Source organism: Haloarchaeobius marinus (assembly GCF_051207415.1).
In the GTDB taxonomy this organism is placed as follows: Archaea; Halobacteriota; Halobacteria; order Halobacteriales; family Natrialbaceae; genus Haloarchaeobius.
In genome coordinates, this window is sequence record NZ_JBPKGD010000001.1 from 480,200 (window position 1) to 496,172 (window position 15,973).

Genomic DNA, 15,973 nt, shown 5'->3' on the forward strand with positions numbered 1-15,973 from the left:
CACGAAGTTGGAGTCCAGCAGAAGTAATATTGCTATCAGTAGGAATTCCTCGACTCCATTGTTGAAGAATGTCGTTGCCAATCGTTACTCGAGAACTCTAGTTTGTAGTCTCCTACGTCACGGGCTGTCTCCGCATCTGCATAGCGAACAATCGGGTCTGTCGACAGGACCTCGGCCGCCCTGTACACACGATATCGCTCTGACTCCTTTTCGAGCAGTTGAGTTTGCTTGGTATTCAGACTGAAGTCCTGTTTCGACTCGGCCGTTGACTTGACTTCGATAATCTGCCCATCGGGGTCATCAATAGAGCTGACGTCCAAATCCCGGCCAATCTTCGCCTGCCTCACGTCGACGTCTTGTTCCCCTTCCAGCTGCAGTTTCACGAAGACCTCACCCAGTGCTCCAATCGTGTGTTTTTCATCGAGCAGCGAGTCGACTCCAAGTTTCCGAAGGAACGGCCTCCAGTCTTCGATGTCGAGTTCGTCGAACGTTTCCAAGTACACTTCATTCACGTATCGAGGACCGGTTCTAAGAGCGTCAGCCCCCGCTTCCGCGAAGATACCACGATTCTCGGTTACGGTGTCTGTCGTAAACCAAGATGCAGCTTGGAGATTTTGACTCGAATCATCTGAATCGTCTGTCACAGTCGGAGCGTAGGCTTCCCCGAGTAGAACTCCGGATGGCGAGAGCCAAGACCCATCTTCAGTTTGTAGTCGAAGGGCCGGCGGATCTTCACCGACTTCCCACTCGCCGTCAGTGAATGCTCGACAGAGAATCGCCGCTGCGAGGTGTCGATCGTTCGTCGAGAGTGATCCCCAGTTGACGGTCTGGAGCCACTCTTCGATCAATGCTCCTTCGGTCAATTCATCCACATCGTTTCCACCCAGCACCGACCGAATCTCCTCTTGCTCGGCAAGGTCACTATCTACGATATTGAGAGAGGACCGGACCTCTTGTAGCGGGCTCGTAGTTTCGAACTCACCCAGGTCAAGCTCAGCAGGCGGAAGGTAGACTTGTTCCACATCATCAGTACCCACGACTCTTCCGTCTTCAAGGGGAATACCAGTTGAGCTGAGGGTCTTGGATTGCTTCCACGACCTCTTGGTCGAGAGGCCGTTATAGATCTTCTCGAAGGTATCTTTTCGAGTGTTGTCAGTGAGTTCTTCGAGAGGAGAGGTTACTTCGTGGTTCTGCAGGAAGTCATGAAGTCCGAGTGAGTTCCGTCCCTTGATCGTCCGGTAGATATCTTCGTGTTCTTCGTGAATGGGACGGGCAGCACCAGCTTCCTCTACTTTATCAGCGTCGAAAGCTTCGCGAATGTGTTCGTCAACCACCTGGCAGTCGTCAAGTTTGATTCGAATACCCGCCTGATCCCGAGCCAGTTTCGAGTTCGCGACGTGCTCGTGGATTCTGTCGACGATCTCCGTCGTTACGAATGTGTCACCCTGTCCTTCTGGAACGAATACGCCAAGGTCCGTCCACCAGGCGTCGTGGCCGGCAACTACATCGAGGACATCCTTCGCACACTCAACTACGCCCTGCGCAATCTCTCGGTTCCAGGGGAGCTCCTGCTTGATCGTCTGTCGGTCAGCGGGCGTGAGGAAGTCCGCGTGAACGAGAAAGTCGAAGTCAGTCTCGAGTTCTTTGAGAGGAAGATAGCTGAATACGCCGGTATGCAGTGTCCCGCTCTCTGGCCGGGCAAACCCACCATCTTCGTCTACGATACAGGCAATGAACACCTCACGATAGTCCACACCCCCTCGCATATACTGCTCAGTCTTCGGATCATCCTGGATGCTATCCGGCACCTCCCAGAGATGTTTGAACAGTACCCACGTATCCGCCTCCGTCGTTCCATCCGCTAACGACTCCTCGAGTTCTACAATTTCGATAGGATCGAACTGCGCGTCTGCCTCGTCTCTGATTGTTTCCTGTTTTGAATTGGGAAACCACTGTCTTGCTTTCTCAACAGAGGAGGCTAATCCATCACCACGAACTTCGTCTGTTCGGCTTATACGCCGTGAGCTGTCCGAGTAATCATCATCGATAGATAACTCACGTACGTCCTTCAAGAAGAGAAACACACGTCGGTCGATGTTCTCGCTCCGGAGAGGTTCAAAGAGTTCATCATCGGAAAGCAGTTGCTGGCCCCGTTCATCCAGCCTGACGACAAACCGCGTAGTATACTCGATTCCGTCTATCTCTGTGGGAACCTCTGTCTCCTTCGTAGGCTTACAAGCCCAGGGGACGACTCTCCAAGGAATCCCATCACCGTGCTCTTCCGCACGTTCTCTATCGAACGAGAAATGGAATTGACCGGAATGAACCTCGACACACTGACTGATCTCGAAGATCGATTTGAATCCCACTCCGATGAAACCGATGTGATCACGGGGATGTTTCGGTGAGACGCCAGCTGCACACAGTCCAGTTACATCGTCCTTGACGTCATCGGCATCTCCATCCTGGCCCTTGAGTGCACTATCAGTGAACTCACGCCCGTTATTGAGAATTTCTAAGCACCAGTCGTTATCGATCTGTCGGATTTGGAAACGGACAGCACTGGCACCCTCATCGTCTGCGTTCTGGATGAATTCGAGCGGGAAATACGTTGAGGCGAAGTTCATCTGGACGACATTCGAGTGACCGTGGAGACTCGTTCTCACGAGATCCGGAGAATCAGCCAAATATTGCTCTCGAATGTTCCGTACTAATTCGTCTGGATTGGTAGCATCCATCGATTGGTGGTAAACCAGATGTTCTTAACATATAACTTCCAGCGGTGAAACCTCGACTGGTAATAGCGTGTCTGATTCAGATATGGACTTCCCTATTGACCCTACTCAGAACGAAGCCTCACCGCAAGAACTCATACAGGCTCTTCCGACGCGAGCTGCTCGCCGACGTGTCCTCCAAGCCGCTGAGATTTCCATCGACGTCGACGACAAGAATTTCGAGAGTTTCCTCGACGAGCTATCCGAAGTCGAACTGCGTCGAGCCCTATCGGAGCTCAGATTCGCCGGTGAACCTACAGTCTACTACTATCGGGTCGACGGTCTCCATCGAATATCCTCCGATGACGCTCTCGGACGAGCCAACAACGAGCGTTCCACGGGAGCATACGGCTCCGATGTCGAGACAGCAATCAGGGACCACGACCGGGTCTACGTCGTCTGCCAAGTGCCGAAAACAGGGTCACAAACACAACTCACTCTCGCACCTGATGACCGGGAGACGACCGTCGCGACGTTCAAACCCAGATCACAACTTCTCGCAGTTCGCGCCGACGATGCTGATACTGCAGATGCCACAGCCAGCGCCGTGTCGAAGTACTTCGAAATGGATGGAGCAGAACGAATTTCGTTTCTCGATGCAGGAATCCGGGGCCGATTCGAAGACGCTTGCGTAGATGGATATTCGACGCTCCAACTCCGGGACGTCAATTCACAGGACAACACAAGAGAGATCGAGATTCGGTCGAAGGAGCTCGATGGAGAACGGGTCTCGGACGTCCGTCACGACCCGATCGTCGAGGACCTAATCCGACGAAGTGATACGGAGCTCGTGGCTGCGACGGGACTCGTATCGGTGCCGACTGTAGTCCAGTCGCCAGAAGATGGCGAACCGTTGCATCCTCGAGTTACGATCGGATTCAGCGAGGGCAGCGTGAGCTTAGAGCAATTCGTTCCCGAATCGATTCTAGTAGCAACCGACGACCTTGTGCGGGAATCATTGTAAGTGGGCGAGTGTCTATCCCCCTCAATCGAGCTTTGTCTGGTACGCTTCGACCAACCGTTCTCCCTTCCTTCCGAGTTGGCTATATGTCACTACGTCAATCGGGTTCGGAAAGCTGTTATAGACGCGAAGTCCCTCCCGTCCATCGAAATCTAAATTGGCGCCGATAACCACCGTGCCTATGGGCTTCAGCACATCAGTTCCACTGCTTGGAGGACAGTCAGACTATAGTTCCGTCTTCGACCGCCAGTTCGGGAACCGATCTCGATTCTGTTTCCATTTGTGTACGCCGGTTAGCTCTCCGGGCTCCGTCAGAATCGGATCCTGTGGGTCAATATCGTATGTGTCTGCAACCCACTGCTTGTACTTGGAAAACGCGGCTTCACGCTCGCCGAAATGGTCCTCCCGCTTGAAATGAGACCCCGACAGGAATCGGTGAAATTCTCCGCAGTACAAGCAGGGACGCGTTGGGTTGTCATCGCTCATCTGTCAACGCGATACCGTCTATACTATTGAATGTTCTCCTCGTGGTACTACTCCATCAGCCTCCCAGAGGGAGGATTCTGGTAACGAGACTCCTCACTTTCTGTTCCTCAGCCGAGATAATCGCTAATCTGGGTAAACTCGAATCGAACCAGCGCCCCAATTCAATCAGGAACGGAAGAATTCAACGAGCAGTCAATTTATGCTCGTTTCGGTAGAAGGTACTGCCAGAGACCTGTGACGCACCTAAGCTCCATTAGTAGACCTCGTCTTCCCGACCCGGCGTCACACCGGACGGCGGTATCTACCGTTCTGATATCGTTGAAGCACCGCACATGTCGGTCGGCAGAGCATAGACACTGAACCGCGCCAAAATTATATTAGTAACTGCCCTATTAGTAGGTATCACCTTTCCATGGAGGGAACCACCGTCACTATCGCCGATGTACGGGACGTCGGCCCCGACACGGTCGCGCTGGACCTGGAGACGCCGGACGGATTCGACGCGTTGCCCGGGCAGTTCGTGCTGGTACGGGCGACCGTCGACAGCGAGGAGTTGACCCGGTACTACACCCTCTCGTCCCCGACGGTGGACGGGACGTTCGAACTCACGGTCGGCGTGGACCCGGACGGCGACATCTCGCCGTGGCTCGCCGACCGCGAGGCGGGCGACGAACTCCTGATCGAGGGCCCGTTCGGGAACGTCAGCTACGACGACGAGGGCGACGTGGTCGTCGTCGCGGGCGGCCCCGGCATCGGACCCGCCGTCGCCATCGCCGAACGCGCGGTCGACCACGGCCACGACGCCGTCGTGCTCTACCAGGACGACGGCCCGGCGCACACTGACCGCCTCGACGCGCTCGAAGCCGAGAGCGCGACCGTCGACACGTTCGGCGACGACGCGGACGACGACCTGCGCAACGCCGTCGGGGAGTACGGCGACGACGGCGAGGTGTACGTCTTCGGCTTCGCCGACTTCTGCGAACTCGTCACCGACGCGCTCGACGCGGCCAGCTTCGACGCCGACGAGGCGCACGTCGAGAGCTTCGGCTGACCCCGTCCCAACACCGACTTCGACGGCTATTAGTCGGTCCTCCGTTTTCGTACGCAGTCCATGCCGCCCGAGCGCATCAACCAGACAGAGGTCGACCGTCGACTCGACCGCTTGCGCGAGCGATACGGCGAGTTCCCGGTCGCGGAGGATCGCCGTGGACTCGACCGGGAGGAGTACGAGGAGTGGAGCGACGACGTCGACGACTACGACTACGTCGGCGGCGCGTACTGCTGGATCCGCCGCCACCCGACGGAGGCACCGGAACTGACCGAGTCGATGCCCGACGAGGCGGCCGACGACGGCGAGCGCGTTCTGCTCATCATGGGCCGTGGCGCGAGCCACTGGGGCGTCCCCGGTGGGGGTATCGAGGACGGCGAGACCGCGGAGGAGGCCGCCGAGCGCGAGGTCCGCGAGGAGGTTTCGGTCGACTGCGAGGTGACCGACGCGCTGTTCGCAGAGCGCATCGTCGGAGCGCACGAGGACCGCGAAGTCCACCTGCTCTACACCTTCTTCGCCGCCGACTACGTCGACGGACAGGTCGTCATCCAGGGCGGCGAACTCAACGGCGCGTGCTGGTTCCGCGAACTGCCCGGGGACCTGCACCCGGCCATCGAGGACCGGGCGCACGAGTGGCCGTGAGCGACGGGGACGATGCACGTTGGCGCCCGGCCGACCGTCGGGACGGCCCGTTCGAGGAACGCGTTCGACGGTGGGCCGACGAGTGAGCACGTACGACCTCGACGCACTGGAGCGCGCCTACGGCCCCGTCCCGGTCCACGAGAAGACGTTCGACGCGGACGCCGATGCGTTCGCCGAGTACCGGACGGCGGCCCGTGAGGACGCCATCGGCGGTGCCCGCGTCCTCGTCACCTGCGACGGCGAGGCGCTCCTCTGCAGGGTCCGCGACGGGCTCGACGGCTGGGACGTCGTCGGCGGGGGTCGAGAGCCGGGCGAGACGCCGGGCGAGACGGCCAGACGCGAGGTCCGCGAGGAGGTAGGCCTCGACGTGACCCTGACCGACGCCGTCCGTGCGTCGCGCATCACGTTCGCCCACGGCGACCGGACCGTCTCGGGCCTGTGGGTGTACTTCCGGGGCACCAGCGCGGCGCGGTCGCTGACGGTGCAGTCGTCGGAACTGCACGAAGCCCGGTGGGTCGCGCCGGACGAAGTTCCGCCACTCCTCGAAGCAGGAGCCGAACCGGTGATTCGGGACTGGGCCGACGGGTAGACGGACAGCCACGAGGCGGCGTGTAGACTGACGGCTACGGGGCGGCGGGTAGACGGACGCCCGTGACCGGCTCAGTGCTGGACGAACTCGACGAGGACGCCGCCGGTGTCCTTCGGGTGGAGGAACGCGACCTCGTGGCCCCACGCGCCGGGACGCGGTTCCTCGTCGATGAGTCGGACGTCGTGCTCGCGAGCCACGTCCAGTGCTGCCGCGACGTCGTCGGTCGCCAGCGCGAGGTGGTGGATGCCGGGTCCCCGGTTCGCGAGGAACCGTGCGACTGCACCGTCCTCCTCCAGCGGTTCGAGCAGTTCGAAGTAGCCACCGCCGACGTCGAGGAAGACGACGTGCATCCCGTCGAACTCCTCTTCGTGTGCAACGTCCAGGCCGAACAGGTCCCGGTACAGTTCAGCCATCGCGGTCGCGTCGTCGGTGGCGACGCCTGCGTGGTCGAACTCCATACCGGGACTCCGTCGGCCGGACGCTTAGTAGCCACCGGTCCGCCGTCGACCACGTCGGGACGGGCGGTCCGGCCGGTTTTTACCACCGCCGCCCCACGGACGTGGTATGGACCCTGCCGACCTGCGCGCGGACATGCCGGCACTCGACGAGACCATATACCTCAACACGGGCGCGAGCGGCCCGAGTCCCCGTCGCGTCGTCGAGGCGACCGAGTCGTGGTACGAGTACCACGAGTTCAAGACGCCCGCCGGCCCGGGGATGTACGACCCGGCGTTCGAGTTGTTCGACGACGTGCGGGAGACGGTCGCCGGCCACCTCGGCGCGCCCGCCCGCGACGTGGCACTCACCGCCAGCACGACCGACGGCATCAGCCGACTCCCGCTGGCGATGGACTGGGACGAGACCGACGTGGTCGTCCGGACCGACGTGGAACACGCCGCCGGCATCCTGCCCTGGCGACGCGTCCGCGACGAGTACGGCGTCGAGGTGCGCGTCGTCGAGACCGACCGCGGGCGCATCGACCCCGACGACTGGGCCGACGCCGTCCACGGCGCGACGCTCGCGACGTTCAGTTCCGTCTGCTGGACCTCCGGCGTCCGCGCTCCCGTCGGGGAACTCACCGAGATCGCACACGACGCCGGCGCACGCGTCGTCGTCGACGCCGTCCAGTCGCCGGGCCAGCACCCCATCGACGTGACGGAGTGGGGGGCCGACGCCGTCGCGGCGTCGGGACACAAGTGGCTGCTCGGGCCCTGGGGCGCGGGCTTCCTGTACGTCGCGCCCGACTTCGCCGAGACGCTCACGCCCGCCCAGCTGGGCTACCGGAACACGGTCGACCCCTACGCCGACCCCTACGAGTACGAGGAGGGCGCGCGACGGTTCGAGTTCGGCACCGTCGCACCCTCCCCCTACGCCGGCCTCCAGGCGGCCATCGAGACGATGGAGGACATCGGGCTGGACACCGTCCAGTCCCGCGTCGAGCGCCTGACCGACCGGTTGAAGGACGGACTCGGCGAGGACCGCCTCGTCTCCCCGCGCGAGTACCACACCGGACTGGTCGCGTTCGACGACGAGACGCCCGAGGAGACGGTCGACAGACTCGACGACGCCGGCATCAAGGTCCGGCCCATCCCTCTCACGAACACGATCCGGGCGTCCGTCCACGTGTTCAACACCGCCGGGGACGTCGACGCCCTCCTCGACGCGCTGTAACGCCGGAAATCCGTGGGTACCTGCGGGGCGTGCAGGTAAAATCGCGGTTTCAGCTTGCCGACCAGTTTACGTTCCGGGGGACCAACGCCCGGGTATGAGACGACGCGCCCTCCTGTCGAGTCTCGCCAGCATCGGTGCGGTAAGCGTCACAGGCTGTATCGCGGACGAGGCCAGTCCCGGGGCCGGTGGGCCGAACACGACCGGCCGGTCGACAACCGGCGACGGAGCATCGACGACGGACCGGACGACGGCCGGTGGCGAGTCGACGGACGAGGGGACCGCCACCGAGGACGGGACCGCGACCGACGACGAGCAGGCCGACGGCGACACGCAGTTCGACCCGGACGACGCCGAACGACACGACAGGGTCGAACTCGGGTTGCGCACCTCGGTGTCCTTCCCCGACAACAACCGGCCGGTCCCCGTCAACGTCTGGAACGACGCCGACGAGGAGCGCAGCATCGAGGTCAGCGTCAGCCCGGACGGCGGTGACGCGATATCGGTCGGCGATGAGGTGTTCCCGCCGAACAGCTACCTCACAGTCGTGTTGAACGTCCCGATGGAGTACACGGTGCGTCTCCAGCGACAGGACGAGGTCGTCCACGAACTCGCCGTCGACCACACGGACTTCGAGTGCAACAGCGGGTTCACCTCCCTCGCAGTCCACGACGACTGGTCCGTCGACGAGGGCGGCGTCAGTACCATGATGGCCTGTCCCGACCCGGTCACCAGTGCCGGCAGCATGGGCGTCGCGTCGGGGGGGTGTACCGACCTCGACGAGCACGACGCGACCGTCACGTACAACGAGGGCGCGGTCGAGGTCGATGGAGCGCTCCTGACGCCGAGTCCGTGCTACGCGGCCAGGGTCGCCGAGACGCGATACGACGCCGAGACCGATACCTTCCACGTGGCCGTCGAGGCAAGCGAGGAGAGCGGCAAGACCTGCATGAGCTGTCTCGGCGAGGTATCGTACCAGGCGAGCTACCTCTTCGAGCGGGACCTCCCCGGCCACGTCGTCGTCACGCACCTGGTGGACGACGAGGAGAGCGTGGTCGCCCGGGCGACGTGGAACGCCGGCGTCGACCTGCGCGAGAACTGAGCCACTGAAACTGGATTTTCAGCTACGGCATCGGTTTTGGGCCCACCGCTCGTAGGGCCTGCCATGAACCGACGGACCCTCCTGTCGAGGCTCGCAGGCCTCGGTGCGGTCACGGTCGCTGGCTGTGTCGACGACGCGAATCCAGGACCGGCCGGCACCGGGACGCCGACGACCGACCCGCCGACGACCGACCCGCCGACGACCGACCCGCCGACGACCGGTGAACCATCGACGGACGACGGCGACGGCGACCCCACGTCGGACGACGGCGACCCCACGTCGGACCGCTTCTCGCCGGACGTGTTGGAACATGTCGCCACGGTCGAACTCGGGTCCCGCGACCAGGTCGCCTTCCCCGGCAACAACGAACCAGTCACCGTCCACGTCTGGAACGACGCCGACGAGGAACGGCCGTTCGAGGTGCGCGTGACCGCAACCGACGGCGACGAGGAGCACGTCGAGCGTCGAACGCTCCCCGCCGACGCCTACCTGACGGTCGTACTGAACGTCCCCTCGGAGTACACCGTCGGCGTCGGCACCGACGGGGAGGTCCGCCACGAGTTCCCCGCCGGGTTCGGCGACTTCGACTGCAACACCGGCTACACCGCCCTCCGGGTCCTCGCGGACTGGTCGGTCGAGACGAGCGGTCTCTCGACGGATCTCGGTTGCTTCGGACCGGCGGTCAACACCAGCAGGTTCGGCATCAGCAGCGCCGACTGTGCGAGCATCGAGACGTCGCGGGCCACCGTCGCGTTCGAGGGCGAGTCCGTCGCCGTCGACGGGTCGTTCGTGACGCCCACTCCGTGCTACGGCGTCGAGTTCGAGGAACCGAGCTACGACCAGGAGACGGACACGTTCGTCGTGACCGTCGCACGGACGGACCCCGACGACGAGATGTGCGTGGAGTGTGTCGGCCAGATAGACTACCAGGTCGACGTGGCGTTCGAGAACGACCTGCCCGGACACGTCGTCGTCAGGCACCGGGCCGACGGCGAACTGACCGAGGTGGCTCGGGCGACGAGGAACGCCGACGTCGACCTCGACGCCGACTGACGCGGGACAGGCTGCTGTCCTCGCAAGCCCTCAGAGAGCGCTCCCGGGGTGGTACTCGCCGAAGACGTCCCGGAGGACGTCACAGACCTCGCCGACGGTGGCGTACGCCTTCACGCAGTCGACGATGTACGGCATGAGGTTGTCGTCGCCCTCGGCGGCCTCGCGGAGCGCGGCGAGGGTGGCCTCGACGGCCTCGTCGTCGCGCGCGTCCCGCACCTCGGCGAGGCGCTCCTGCTGGCGGCGCTCGTCCTCCTCGGTGACCTCCTCCAGGTCCATCTCGGGTTCCTCGTCGACCTGGTACTCGTTGACGCCGACGATGACCCGGTCGCCGTCCTCGATCTCCTCCTGGCGGTCGAAGGCGGTGTCCTGTATCTGGCGCTGGACCCACTGGCTCTCGACCGCCGAGAGCATCCCACCCTTCTCGTCGATGGTGTCGAGCAGGTCCATCGCCTCTGCCTCGAGTTCGTCGGTCAGGCTCTCGACGTAGTAACTGCCGGCGAGGGGGTCGACGGTGTCGGCGACCCCCGACTCGTGGGCGAGTATCTGCTGGGTCCGCAGGGCGGTCCGGACGGACTCCTCAGTCGGGAGCGCCAGCGCCTCGTCCTTCCCGTTCGTGTGGAGGCTCTGTGTGCCGCCGAGGACGGCCGCTAGCGCCTGGTAGGCGACGCGGACGATGTTGTTCTCTATCTGCTGGGCGGTGAGCGTCGACCCGGCGGTCTGCGTGTGGAACTTCAGCTGGCGGGACTTGGGGTCCTCGGGGTCGAACCTGTCGTCCATAATCTTCGCCCACAGTCGACGGGCGGCGCGGAACTTCGCCACCTCCTCGAGGATGTTGTTGTACGACGCGAAGAAGAACGAGAGTTGCGGGGCGAACTCGTCGACGTCCAGGCCGGCGTCCAGCGCCGCCTCGACGTACTCGATGCCGTCAGCCAGCGTGAACGCGATCTCCTGTGCGGCGGTCGACCCGGCCTCGCGGATGTGGTACCCGGAGATGGAGATGGTGTTGAACTTCGGCGTCTCGGCCGCACAGAACTCGAAGACGTCCGTGATGATCCGCATCGACGGCTCGGGCGGGTAGATGTAGGTGTTCCGGGCGATGTACTCCTTGAGCACGTCGTTCTGGATGGTGCCGCGTAACTCCTCGCGGTCGACGCCCTGCTCGTCGCCGACGGCGATGTACATCGCCAGGAGGACCGACGCGGGGGCGTTGATGGTCATCGACGTGGAGACCTCGTCGAGCGGGATGCCCTCGAACACGGTCTCCATGTCGGCGAGCGTGTCGATGGCGACGCCGGACTTGCCGACCTCGCCGGCGGCCATCGCCGCGTCGGAGGCGTAGCCCATCTGCGTCGGCAGGTCGAACGCCATCGACAGGCCGGTCTGGCCCTGGTCGAGCAGGTAGTGGAAGCGTTCGTTGGTCTCCTCGGGCGTGCCCATCCCGGCGTACTGGCGCATCGTCCAGAGCCGGCCACGGTACCCCGTCGAGTAGACGCCCCGGGTGTACGGTTCCTCGCCCGGGAAGCCGAGGTCCGCCCGGTAGTCGAGGTCGGCGACGTCGTTCGGGGTGTACAGGCGGTCGACCGACTGGCCGTTCGTGTCTGTCGTGAACGTCTCCTTTCGTTCGCCGAACCGGTCGAGGACCGGTTCGACGGCCTCGGCCTCCCACTCGGACTGTTCCGAGCGGATGGCGTCGAGGTCGTCATCGTCGAACATTACTCGGACCCACGTCCGCCCTCCCAATAATTGTTGACGCATCGGCCGCATTCGCGCCGGTTCGGTGCGGCCGGCTCAGATGTCGTCGTCCGGGTCGTGGACGTCCCGCATCCGCGTCGCCTCGGTCGCGTACCGGTCGCGCTCCTCCGGGTCTTCGACGGTGCCGAGGTCGTCGACCGAGACGTCCAGAGCGGCCTTCGTGGCGCGGTGGTCGCCGGTGAAACTCGTCAGGGCGCGTTCCCGGCGGTGGTAGAACCGTCCGTCCGGGGTCGCGTAGACGAGGATGATGATGTTCTGTTCGTCGTCCGAGTAGGTCCGCTCGACCAGCCAGACCCGTCGACGCTCGGTCTCGGTATCCTGGGCCATGTCGTCGCCTACGACCGCAGGACACAAGGGCGTACCGCGTGCTTTTTGCCCGTCCGGTCCCGACCGTCGACCATGACCGCGTCCGGGGACGACACCGCCGCCGACGTCGGGGACGGCCCGCACTGGGACGCCGTGGAATCACCAACGGAGGGGTCCGACGACGCTCCAGCTGGCGACGACGGCGACCGCGCCGACCCGGTCGGCGCACCCATCCCGGACGACGACGAGGCGGTGTCGCGAAAGCAGGCCGCGCTGTACATCCTGCCGTTCCTCCTCCTCGGACTGGCAGACGTCGTCCTGTTGCTCGGGTGGGGTCTCGACCCCCTCTGGGGGTTCATGATACTCCCGCCCATCCTCTTTCTGAGCTTCATCGGCTGGGTCGCGTTCAAGTACGGCTTCGTCACCGACCACGAGGAACACGGCCACGACGACGAGGACGAGACCGCCCACGGCGAGTGAGTCGGGAGCGGCCCGACGGTTGCAGCCGTGACGACCCCGACTACCGACCGGTGTCGTACTTGTACGTCGCCGTGTCGGTGTCGATGCCGAAGTCCTCCGGCGACTCCTCCGGTTCGGTGTGCTCGCGCTTGCCGGCCTCCTTGAACCGCTCGCGGAACCGCGGGGGCATGACGAACTCGCCGATGCGGAGGCGCATCGGGCGCGCGCCGGGCGTCGTCTGCTCGCGCTTCTCCTCGAGGCGCTCCCCGAGCACCACCGGCAGTTCGGACTCGTCGATAGCCTCGAAGCCGAACTGGGCGAGGTAGCCCCCTTCGTCGGTGAGGGCGTAGACGTACTCGAACCCGGCGTCGCCGGCGTACTCGACGAGTCGCTCGACGACGTGTGCGCCGACGCCCTGGCCGCGCCAGTCCTCGAGCACGCCGATGCTCGTCAGTTCGCAGACGTCGCCCTCGTCAGCGTCCCGGCGGCCGCTCTGCGTCCGCTCCCCCTCGTCGACCGCGTGGACGCGTATCCGACCGAACCCGGACTTGGACCCGGAGTCCTGGTCGACGGCGACGACGTAATCCCGCGACCGGAACGCGGTATCGTCGAGGCCCATCGCCTCGATGTGGTCGAGCAACCACACTTCGTCCCTGTTTTTCGCGTCCCGGACGTACATGGTTCTGGATAGTTCACCGAGGAGTATAGGAGTTATCCCGTCCAGAGCGTCCGACTGGGTCGCCGCCCGTCGCTGCCGGCCGCGTCTCGTTGCCCACGACGGTGCTCGCGCCGTCACTGCTCGCCGGAGGGCCGTTTCGCGCCCAGAGCCCAGCAAGGAGGGTTCTACAGCCGGAATCCAATCGTACGCCCGTCACGTAACTCCTTTCTCCCCGGCCGCTGACCTGGGAGTATGTTCACCAAATCGACGTGGATTCGTCTCCCCCGGAACGTGGTGGTCGGCCACGGCGTCGTCGACCGGACCGTGGAGGTCGTCGACGACCTGCACCTCCACGGGCGACCGCTGGTCGTGACGAGTCCGACGCCCCGGACGATCGCGGGCGACGCCATCGCCGACCAGTTCGCCGAGGCGGGGGCGGACGCCGAGGTCGTCGAGGTCCAGCAGGCCAGTTTCGAATCAGTCGAGCGCGTCATCGAACGTGCGGAGGCTATCGACCCCGGCTTCCTGCTCGGCGTCGGCGGCGGCAAGGCCATCGACATCGCGAAGATGGCCGCCGACCACCTCGGACTGGGCTTCGTCTCGGTGCCGACCGCGGCCAGCCACGACGGCATCGTCTCCGGGCGGGGGTCGGTGCCCGAGGGCGACACGCGCCACAGCGTCGCCGCCGAACCGCCGCTGGCCGTCGTCGCCGACACGGAGATACTCGCACAGGCACCCTGGGAACTGACGACCGCCGGCTGTGCCGACATCATCTCGAACCACACGGCCGTGATGGACTGGCGACTCGCCAACCGGTTGAAGAACGTCCAGTACTCCGAGTACGCCGCCGCGCTGTCGGAGATGACCGCCGAGATACTGGTCGACAACGCGGACTCCGTCCGGCCCGGACTGGAGGAGTCCGCCTGGGTCGTCACCAAGGCGCTCGTCTCCTCCGGCGTCGCCATGTCCATCGCCGATTCCTCGCGCCCGGCCTCCGGCGCGGAACACCTCTTCTCGCACCAGCTCGACCGCATCGCGCCGAACGCGGCGCTACACGGCCACCAGGTCGGCGTCGGCTCCATCCTCACGGCGTACCTCCACGGCGGCGAGCGTGGCTTCTGGCGCGACATCCGCGATGCCCTCCGGAGCATCGACGCGCCGACGACGGCGGCCGAACTCGGCATCGACGCCGACACTGTCATCGAGGCGCTGACGACCTGTCACACCATCCGCGACCGGTACACCATCCTCGGCGACGGGATGAACGAGGAGGCTGCGAGGGAGACGGCACGGAAGACCGGGGTCATCGGCTGACGGCCCGCGACCGTCACCCGTCGGCCTCTGATTCGGCGGTCCTGTGGTCCAGGTCGCCCTCGTAGGTGCCGTTCCCGACCTCCGTCTCGACCCGTTTCAGCGCCCGTGAACCGACGCCGTGCCGGCCGAGCGTCGCAACCGCGGCGACGCTCCCGACGAGCAGTCGGAACCAGAACGTCGACAGTCGGTAGAGGACGATGCCCGCGCCGACGCTGGCGACGCCGTTGCCCGTCGCGAGAGAGACCAGCGTCGACAGCGTCGCCTCGACGCCCCCGAGGCCACCCGGGAGCGGGACCACCGTCGCAACGCCGGAGACCGGAACGGCGAACATGGCCAGCGCGTACGACGCCGGGAGCCGGACCGCCTCCAGCGAGAGCGTCAGCGCGGCCGCCATCAGGAGCCAGCCGAGGATGGACCCGAGGAACGAGAGGGCGACGGACCGTGGCGCCTCCGCGACCAGTTCGCCCGTCTCGATGAACCGGTCGAGGTACGTCCGGACCTTCGACGGCTCGAGCGCCGCACCCGCACGCGAAGAGAGTCTCGTGACGGACGGGTGCAGTGCACCCGCGAGTCTGAGCACCGTCTGGCGCAACACCGACGGCCAGATGGCCAGCACCGTCACCACCCCGAGCAGGACGACCCCGACGGAGACGAGGCCGAGCACGAGCCGGAGGAGCCACGCCGGGACCGGTTGCGTCGCCATGACGACGAACAGGCCGACGACGGCGACTACCCCCGACGCGACGACGCCGAGGAACCCGGAGACGGTCGTGGCGAGCAGTATCCGTTCGAGCGACACATCGGAGTACCGTGAGACCACGTACGCGATGACCGCCGGGCCGCTGGCCGACCCGAGTGGGAGCACCTGCTTGACGACCGACGACGAGAGGTACAGCACCGCGAACTGGCGGGCCCCTGGCGCGTTCGGGACCCGGTGGACGAGCGCGTAGACGGACAGCGTCCACGCGATGATGGAGAGGGCGCTGGCGACGACCGCCAGCGCGAACAGCTGCAGGTCGGCGGCGAGCACCCTGGAGACGACCGTCTCCCAGCCGACGCCGACCGCGAGGATGGCGAGGACGCTCACGCCGACGCCCACGCCGACGGCCAGTTCTCGCCGCTCCATACCTCTTCACTCGTGCGTCCGACACAAGAGCGCAC

At 64.5% G+C, this 15,973-nt stretch carries 16 protein-coding genes; 9 read left to right on the top strand and 7 right to left on the bottom strand.

The annotated features are described in order from the left end of the window. Nucleotides 1-35 precede the first annotated feature (35 nt). On the bottom strand, nucleotides 36-2,627 hold the full coding sequence (locus ACSC1W_RS02520) for a protein NO VEIN domain-containing protein (RefSeq protein WP_435345118.1): 2,592 nt from the start codon (nucleotides 2,625-2,627) through the stop codon (nucleotides 36-38). 193 nt (nucleotides 2,628-2,820) lie between these two features. Here ACSC1W_RS02520 and ACSC1W_RS02525 point away from each other — a divergent pair, with 193 nt between their 5' ends. Next, a complete protein-coding gene (locus ACSC1W_RS02525) occupies nucleotides 2,821-3,738 on the top strand; it encodes a hypothetical protein (RefSeq protein ID WP_435345120.1) in 918 nt (305 codons plus the stop codon). 222 nt (nucleotides 3,739-3,960) lie between these two features. On the opposite strand, the gene ACSC1W_RS02530 is transcribed toward ACSC1W_RS02525, so the two are convergent. Next, the gene (locus ACSC1W_RS02530; RefSeq protein ID WP_435345122.1) at nucleotides 3,961-4,221 is read right to left on the bottom strand and encodes a hypothetical protein; all 261 of its coding nucleotides are present in this window, start codon (nucleotides 4,219-4,221) and stop codon (nucleotides 3,961-3,963) included. A gap of 412 nt (nucleotides 4,222-4,633) precedes the next feature. Between ACSC1W_RS02530 and ACSC1W_RS02535 the strand changes: the two genes are divergently transcribed. The 3 genes from ACSC1W_RS02535 to ACSC1W_RS02545 all read left to right on the top strand — a co-directional run bounded on the left by ACSC1W_RS02535 (nucleotide 4,634) and on the right by ACSC1W_RS02545 (nucleotide 6,500). Then, complete coding sequence (locus tag ACSC1W_RS02535) at nucleotides 4,634-5,272, top strand: ferredoxin--NADP reductase (protein WP_435345124.1); 639 nt, start codon at nucleotides 4,634-4,636, stop codon at nucleotides 5,270-5,272. 60 nt (nucleotides 5,273-5,332) lie between these two features. Next, entirely contained in the window at nucleotides 5,333-5,911 is a 579-nt protein-coding gene (locus ACSC1W_RS02540) for an NUDIX domain-containing protein (protein ID WP_435345126.1), read from the top strand. Between the two features lie 82 nt (nucleotides 5,912-5,993). Further along, nucleotides 5,994-6,500, top strand: coding sequence for an NUDIX domain-containing protein (locus ACSC1W_RS02545; RefSeq protein WP_435345127.1), 507 nt, complete (start codon nucleotides 5,994-5,996; stop codon nucleotides 6,498-6,500). A gap of 71 nt (nucleotides 6,501-6,571) precedes the next feature. Here the strand turns inward: ACSC1W_RS02545 and mce are convergent, their stop codons facing one another. Continuing rightward, the gene (mce, locus tag ACSC1W_RS02550) at nucleotides 6,572-6,958 is read right to left on the bottom strand and encodes a methylmalonyl-CoA epimerase (RefSeq protein WP_435345129.1); all 387 of its coding nucleotides are present in this window, start codon (nucleotides 6,956-6,958) and stop codon (nucleotides 6,572-6,574) included. 106 nt (nucleotides 6,959-7,064) lie between these two features. Here mce and ACSC1W_RS02555 point away from each other — a divergent pair, with 106 nt between their 5' ends. From ACSC1W_RS02555 to ACSC1W_RS02565, 3 genes are all read left to right on the top strand, one after another. Further along, entirely contained in the window at nucleotides 7,065-8,171 is a 1,107-nt protein-coding gene (locus tag ACSC1W_RS02555; protein ID WP_435345131.1) for an aminotransferase class V-fold PLP-dependent enzyme, read from the top strand. Nucleotides 8,172-8,265: 94 nt separating this feature from the next. Beyond that, nucleotides 8,266-9,270, top strand: a complete 1,005-nt coding sequence (locus ACSC1W_RS02560) for a regulatory protein RecX (protein ID WP_435345133.1) — start codon at nucleotides 8,266-8,268, stop codon at nucleotides 9,268-9,270. Between the two features lie 63 nt (nucleotides 9,271-9,333). After that, nucleotides 9,334-10,323: a hypothetical protein gene (locus ACSC1W_RS02565; RefSeq protein ID WP_435345135.1), complete on the top strand. Its 990-nt coding sequence runs from the start codon at nucleotides 9,334-9,336 to the stop codon at nucleotides 10,321-10,323. Between the two features lie 30 nt (nucleotides 10,324-10,353). On the opposite strand, the gene ACSC1W_RS02570 is transcribed toward ACSC1W_RS02565, so the two are convergent. Both ACSC1W_RS02570 and ACSC1W_RS02575 read right to left on the bottom strand, forming a co-directional pair. Beyond that, nucleotides 10,354-12,036, bottom strand: coding sequence for an acyl-CoA mutase large subunit family protein (locus ACSC1W_RS02570; RefSeq protein WP_435345137.1), 1,683 nt, complete (start codon nucleotides 12,034-12,036; stop codon nucleotides 10,354-10,356). Nucleotides 12,037-12,111: 75 nt separating this feature from the next. Continuing rightward, nucleotides 12,112-12,402 (bottom strand): DUF7967 family protein, encoded by a 291-nt coding sequence (locus ACSC1W_RS02575; RefSeq protein ID WP_435345139.1) that lies wholly within the window; start codon nucleotides 12,400-12,402, stop codon nucleotides 12,112-12,114. A gap of 72 nt (nucleotides 12,403-12,474) precedes the next feature. Between ACSC1W_RS02575 and ACSC1W_RS02580 the strand changes: the two genes are divergently transcribed. After that, on the top strand, nucleotides 12,475-12,861 hold the full coding sequence (locus ACSC1W_RS02580; RefSeq protein WP_435345140.1) for a DUF8142 family protein: 387 nt from the start codon (nucleotides 12,475-12,477) through the stop codon (nucleotides 12,859-12,861). 40 nt (nucleotides 12,862-12,901) lie between these two features. On the opposite strand, the gene ACSC1W_RS02585 is transcribed toward ACSC1W_RS02580, so the two are convergent. Beyond that, the gene (locus ACSC1W_RS02585) at nucleotides 12,902-13,519 is read right to left on the bottom strand and encodes a GNAT family N-acetyltransferase (RefSeq protein WP_435345142.1); all 618 of its coding nucleotides are present in this window, start codon (nucleotides 13,517-13,519) and stop codon (nucleotides 12,902-12,904) included. A gap of 231 nt (nucleotides 13,520-13,750) precedes the next feature. On the opposite strand from ACSC1W_RS02585, the gene ACSC1W_RS02590 reads away from it, so the two are divergent. Beyond that, nucleotides 13,751-14,812, top strand: a complete 1,062-nt coding sequence (locus tag ACSC1W_RS02590; RefSeq protein WP_435345144.1) for an NAD(P)-dependent glycerol-1-phosphate dehydrogenase — start codon at nucleotides 13,751-13,753, stop codon at nucleotides 14,810-14,812. Between the two features lie 13 nt (nucleotides 14,813-14,825). Here the strand turns inward: ACSC1W_RS02590 and ACSC1W_RS02595 are convergent, their stop codons facing one another. After that, entirely contained in the window at nucleotides 14,826-15,938 is a 1,113-nt protein-coding gene (locus tag ACSC1W_RS02595; protein WP_435345146.1) for a lysylphosphatidylglycerol synthase transmembrane domain-containing protein, read from the bottom strand. Nucleotides 15,939-15,973: the final 35 nt, after the last annotated feature.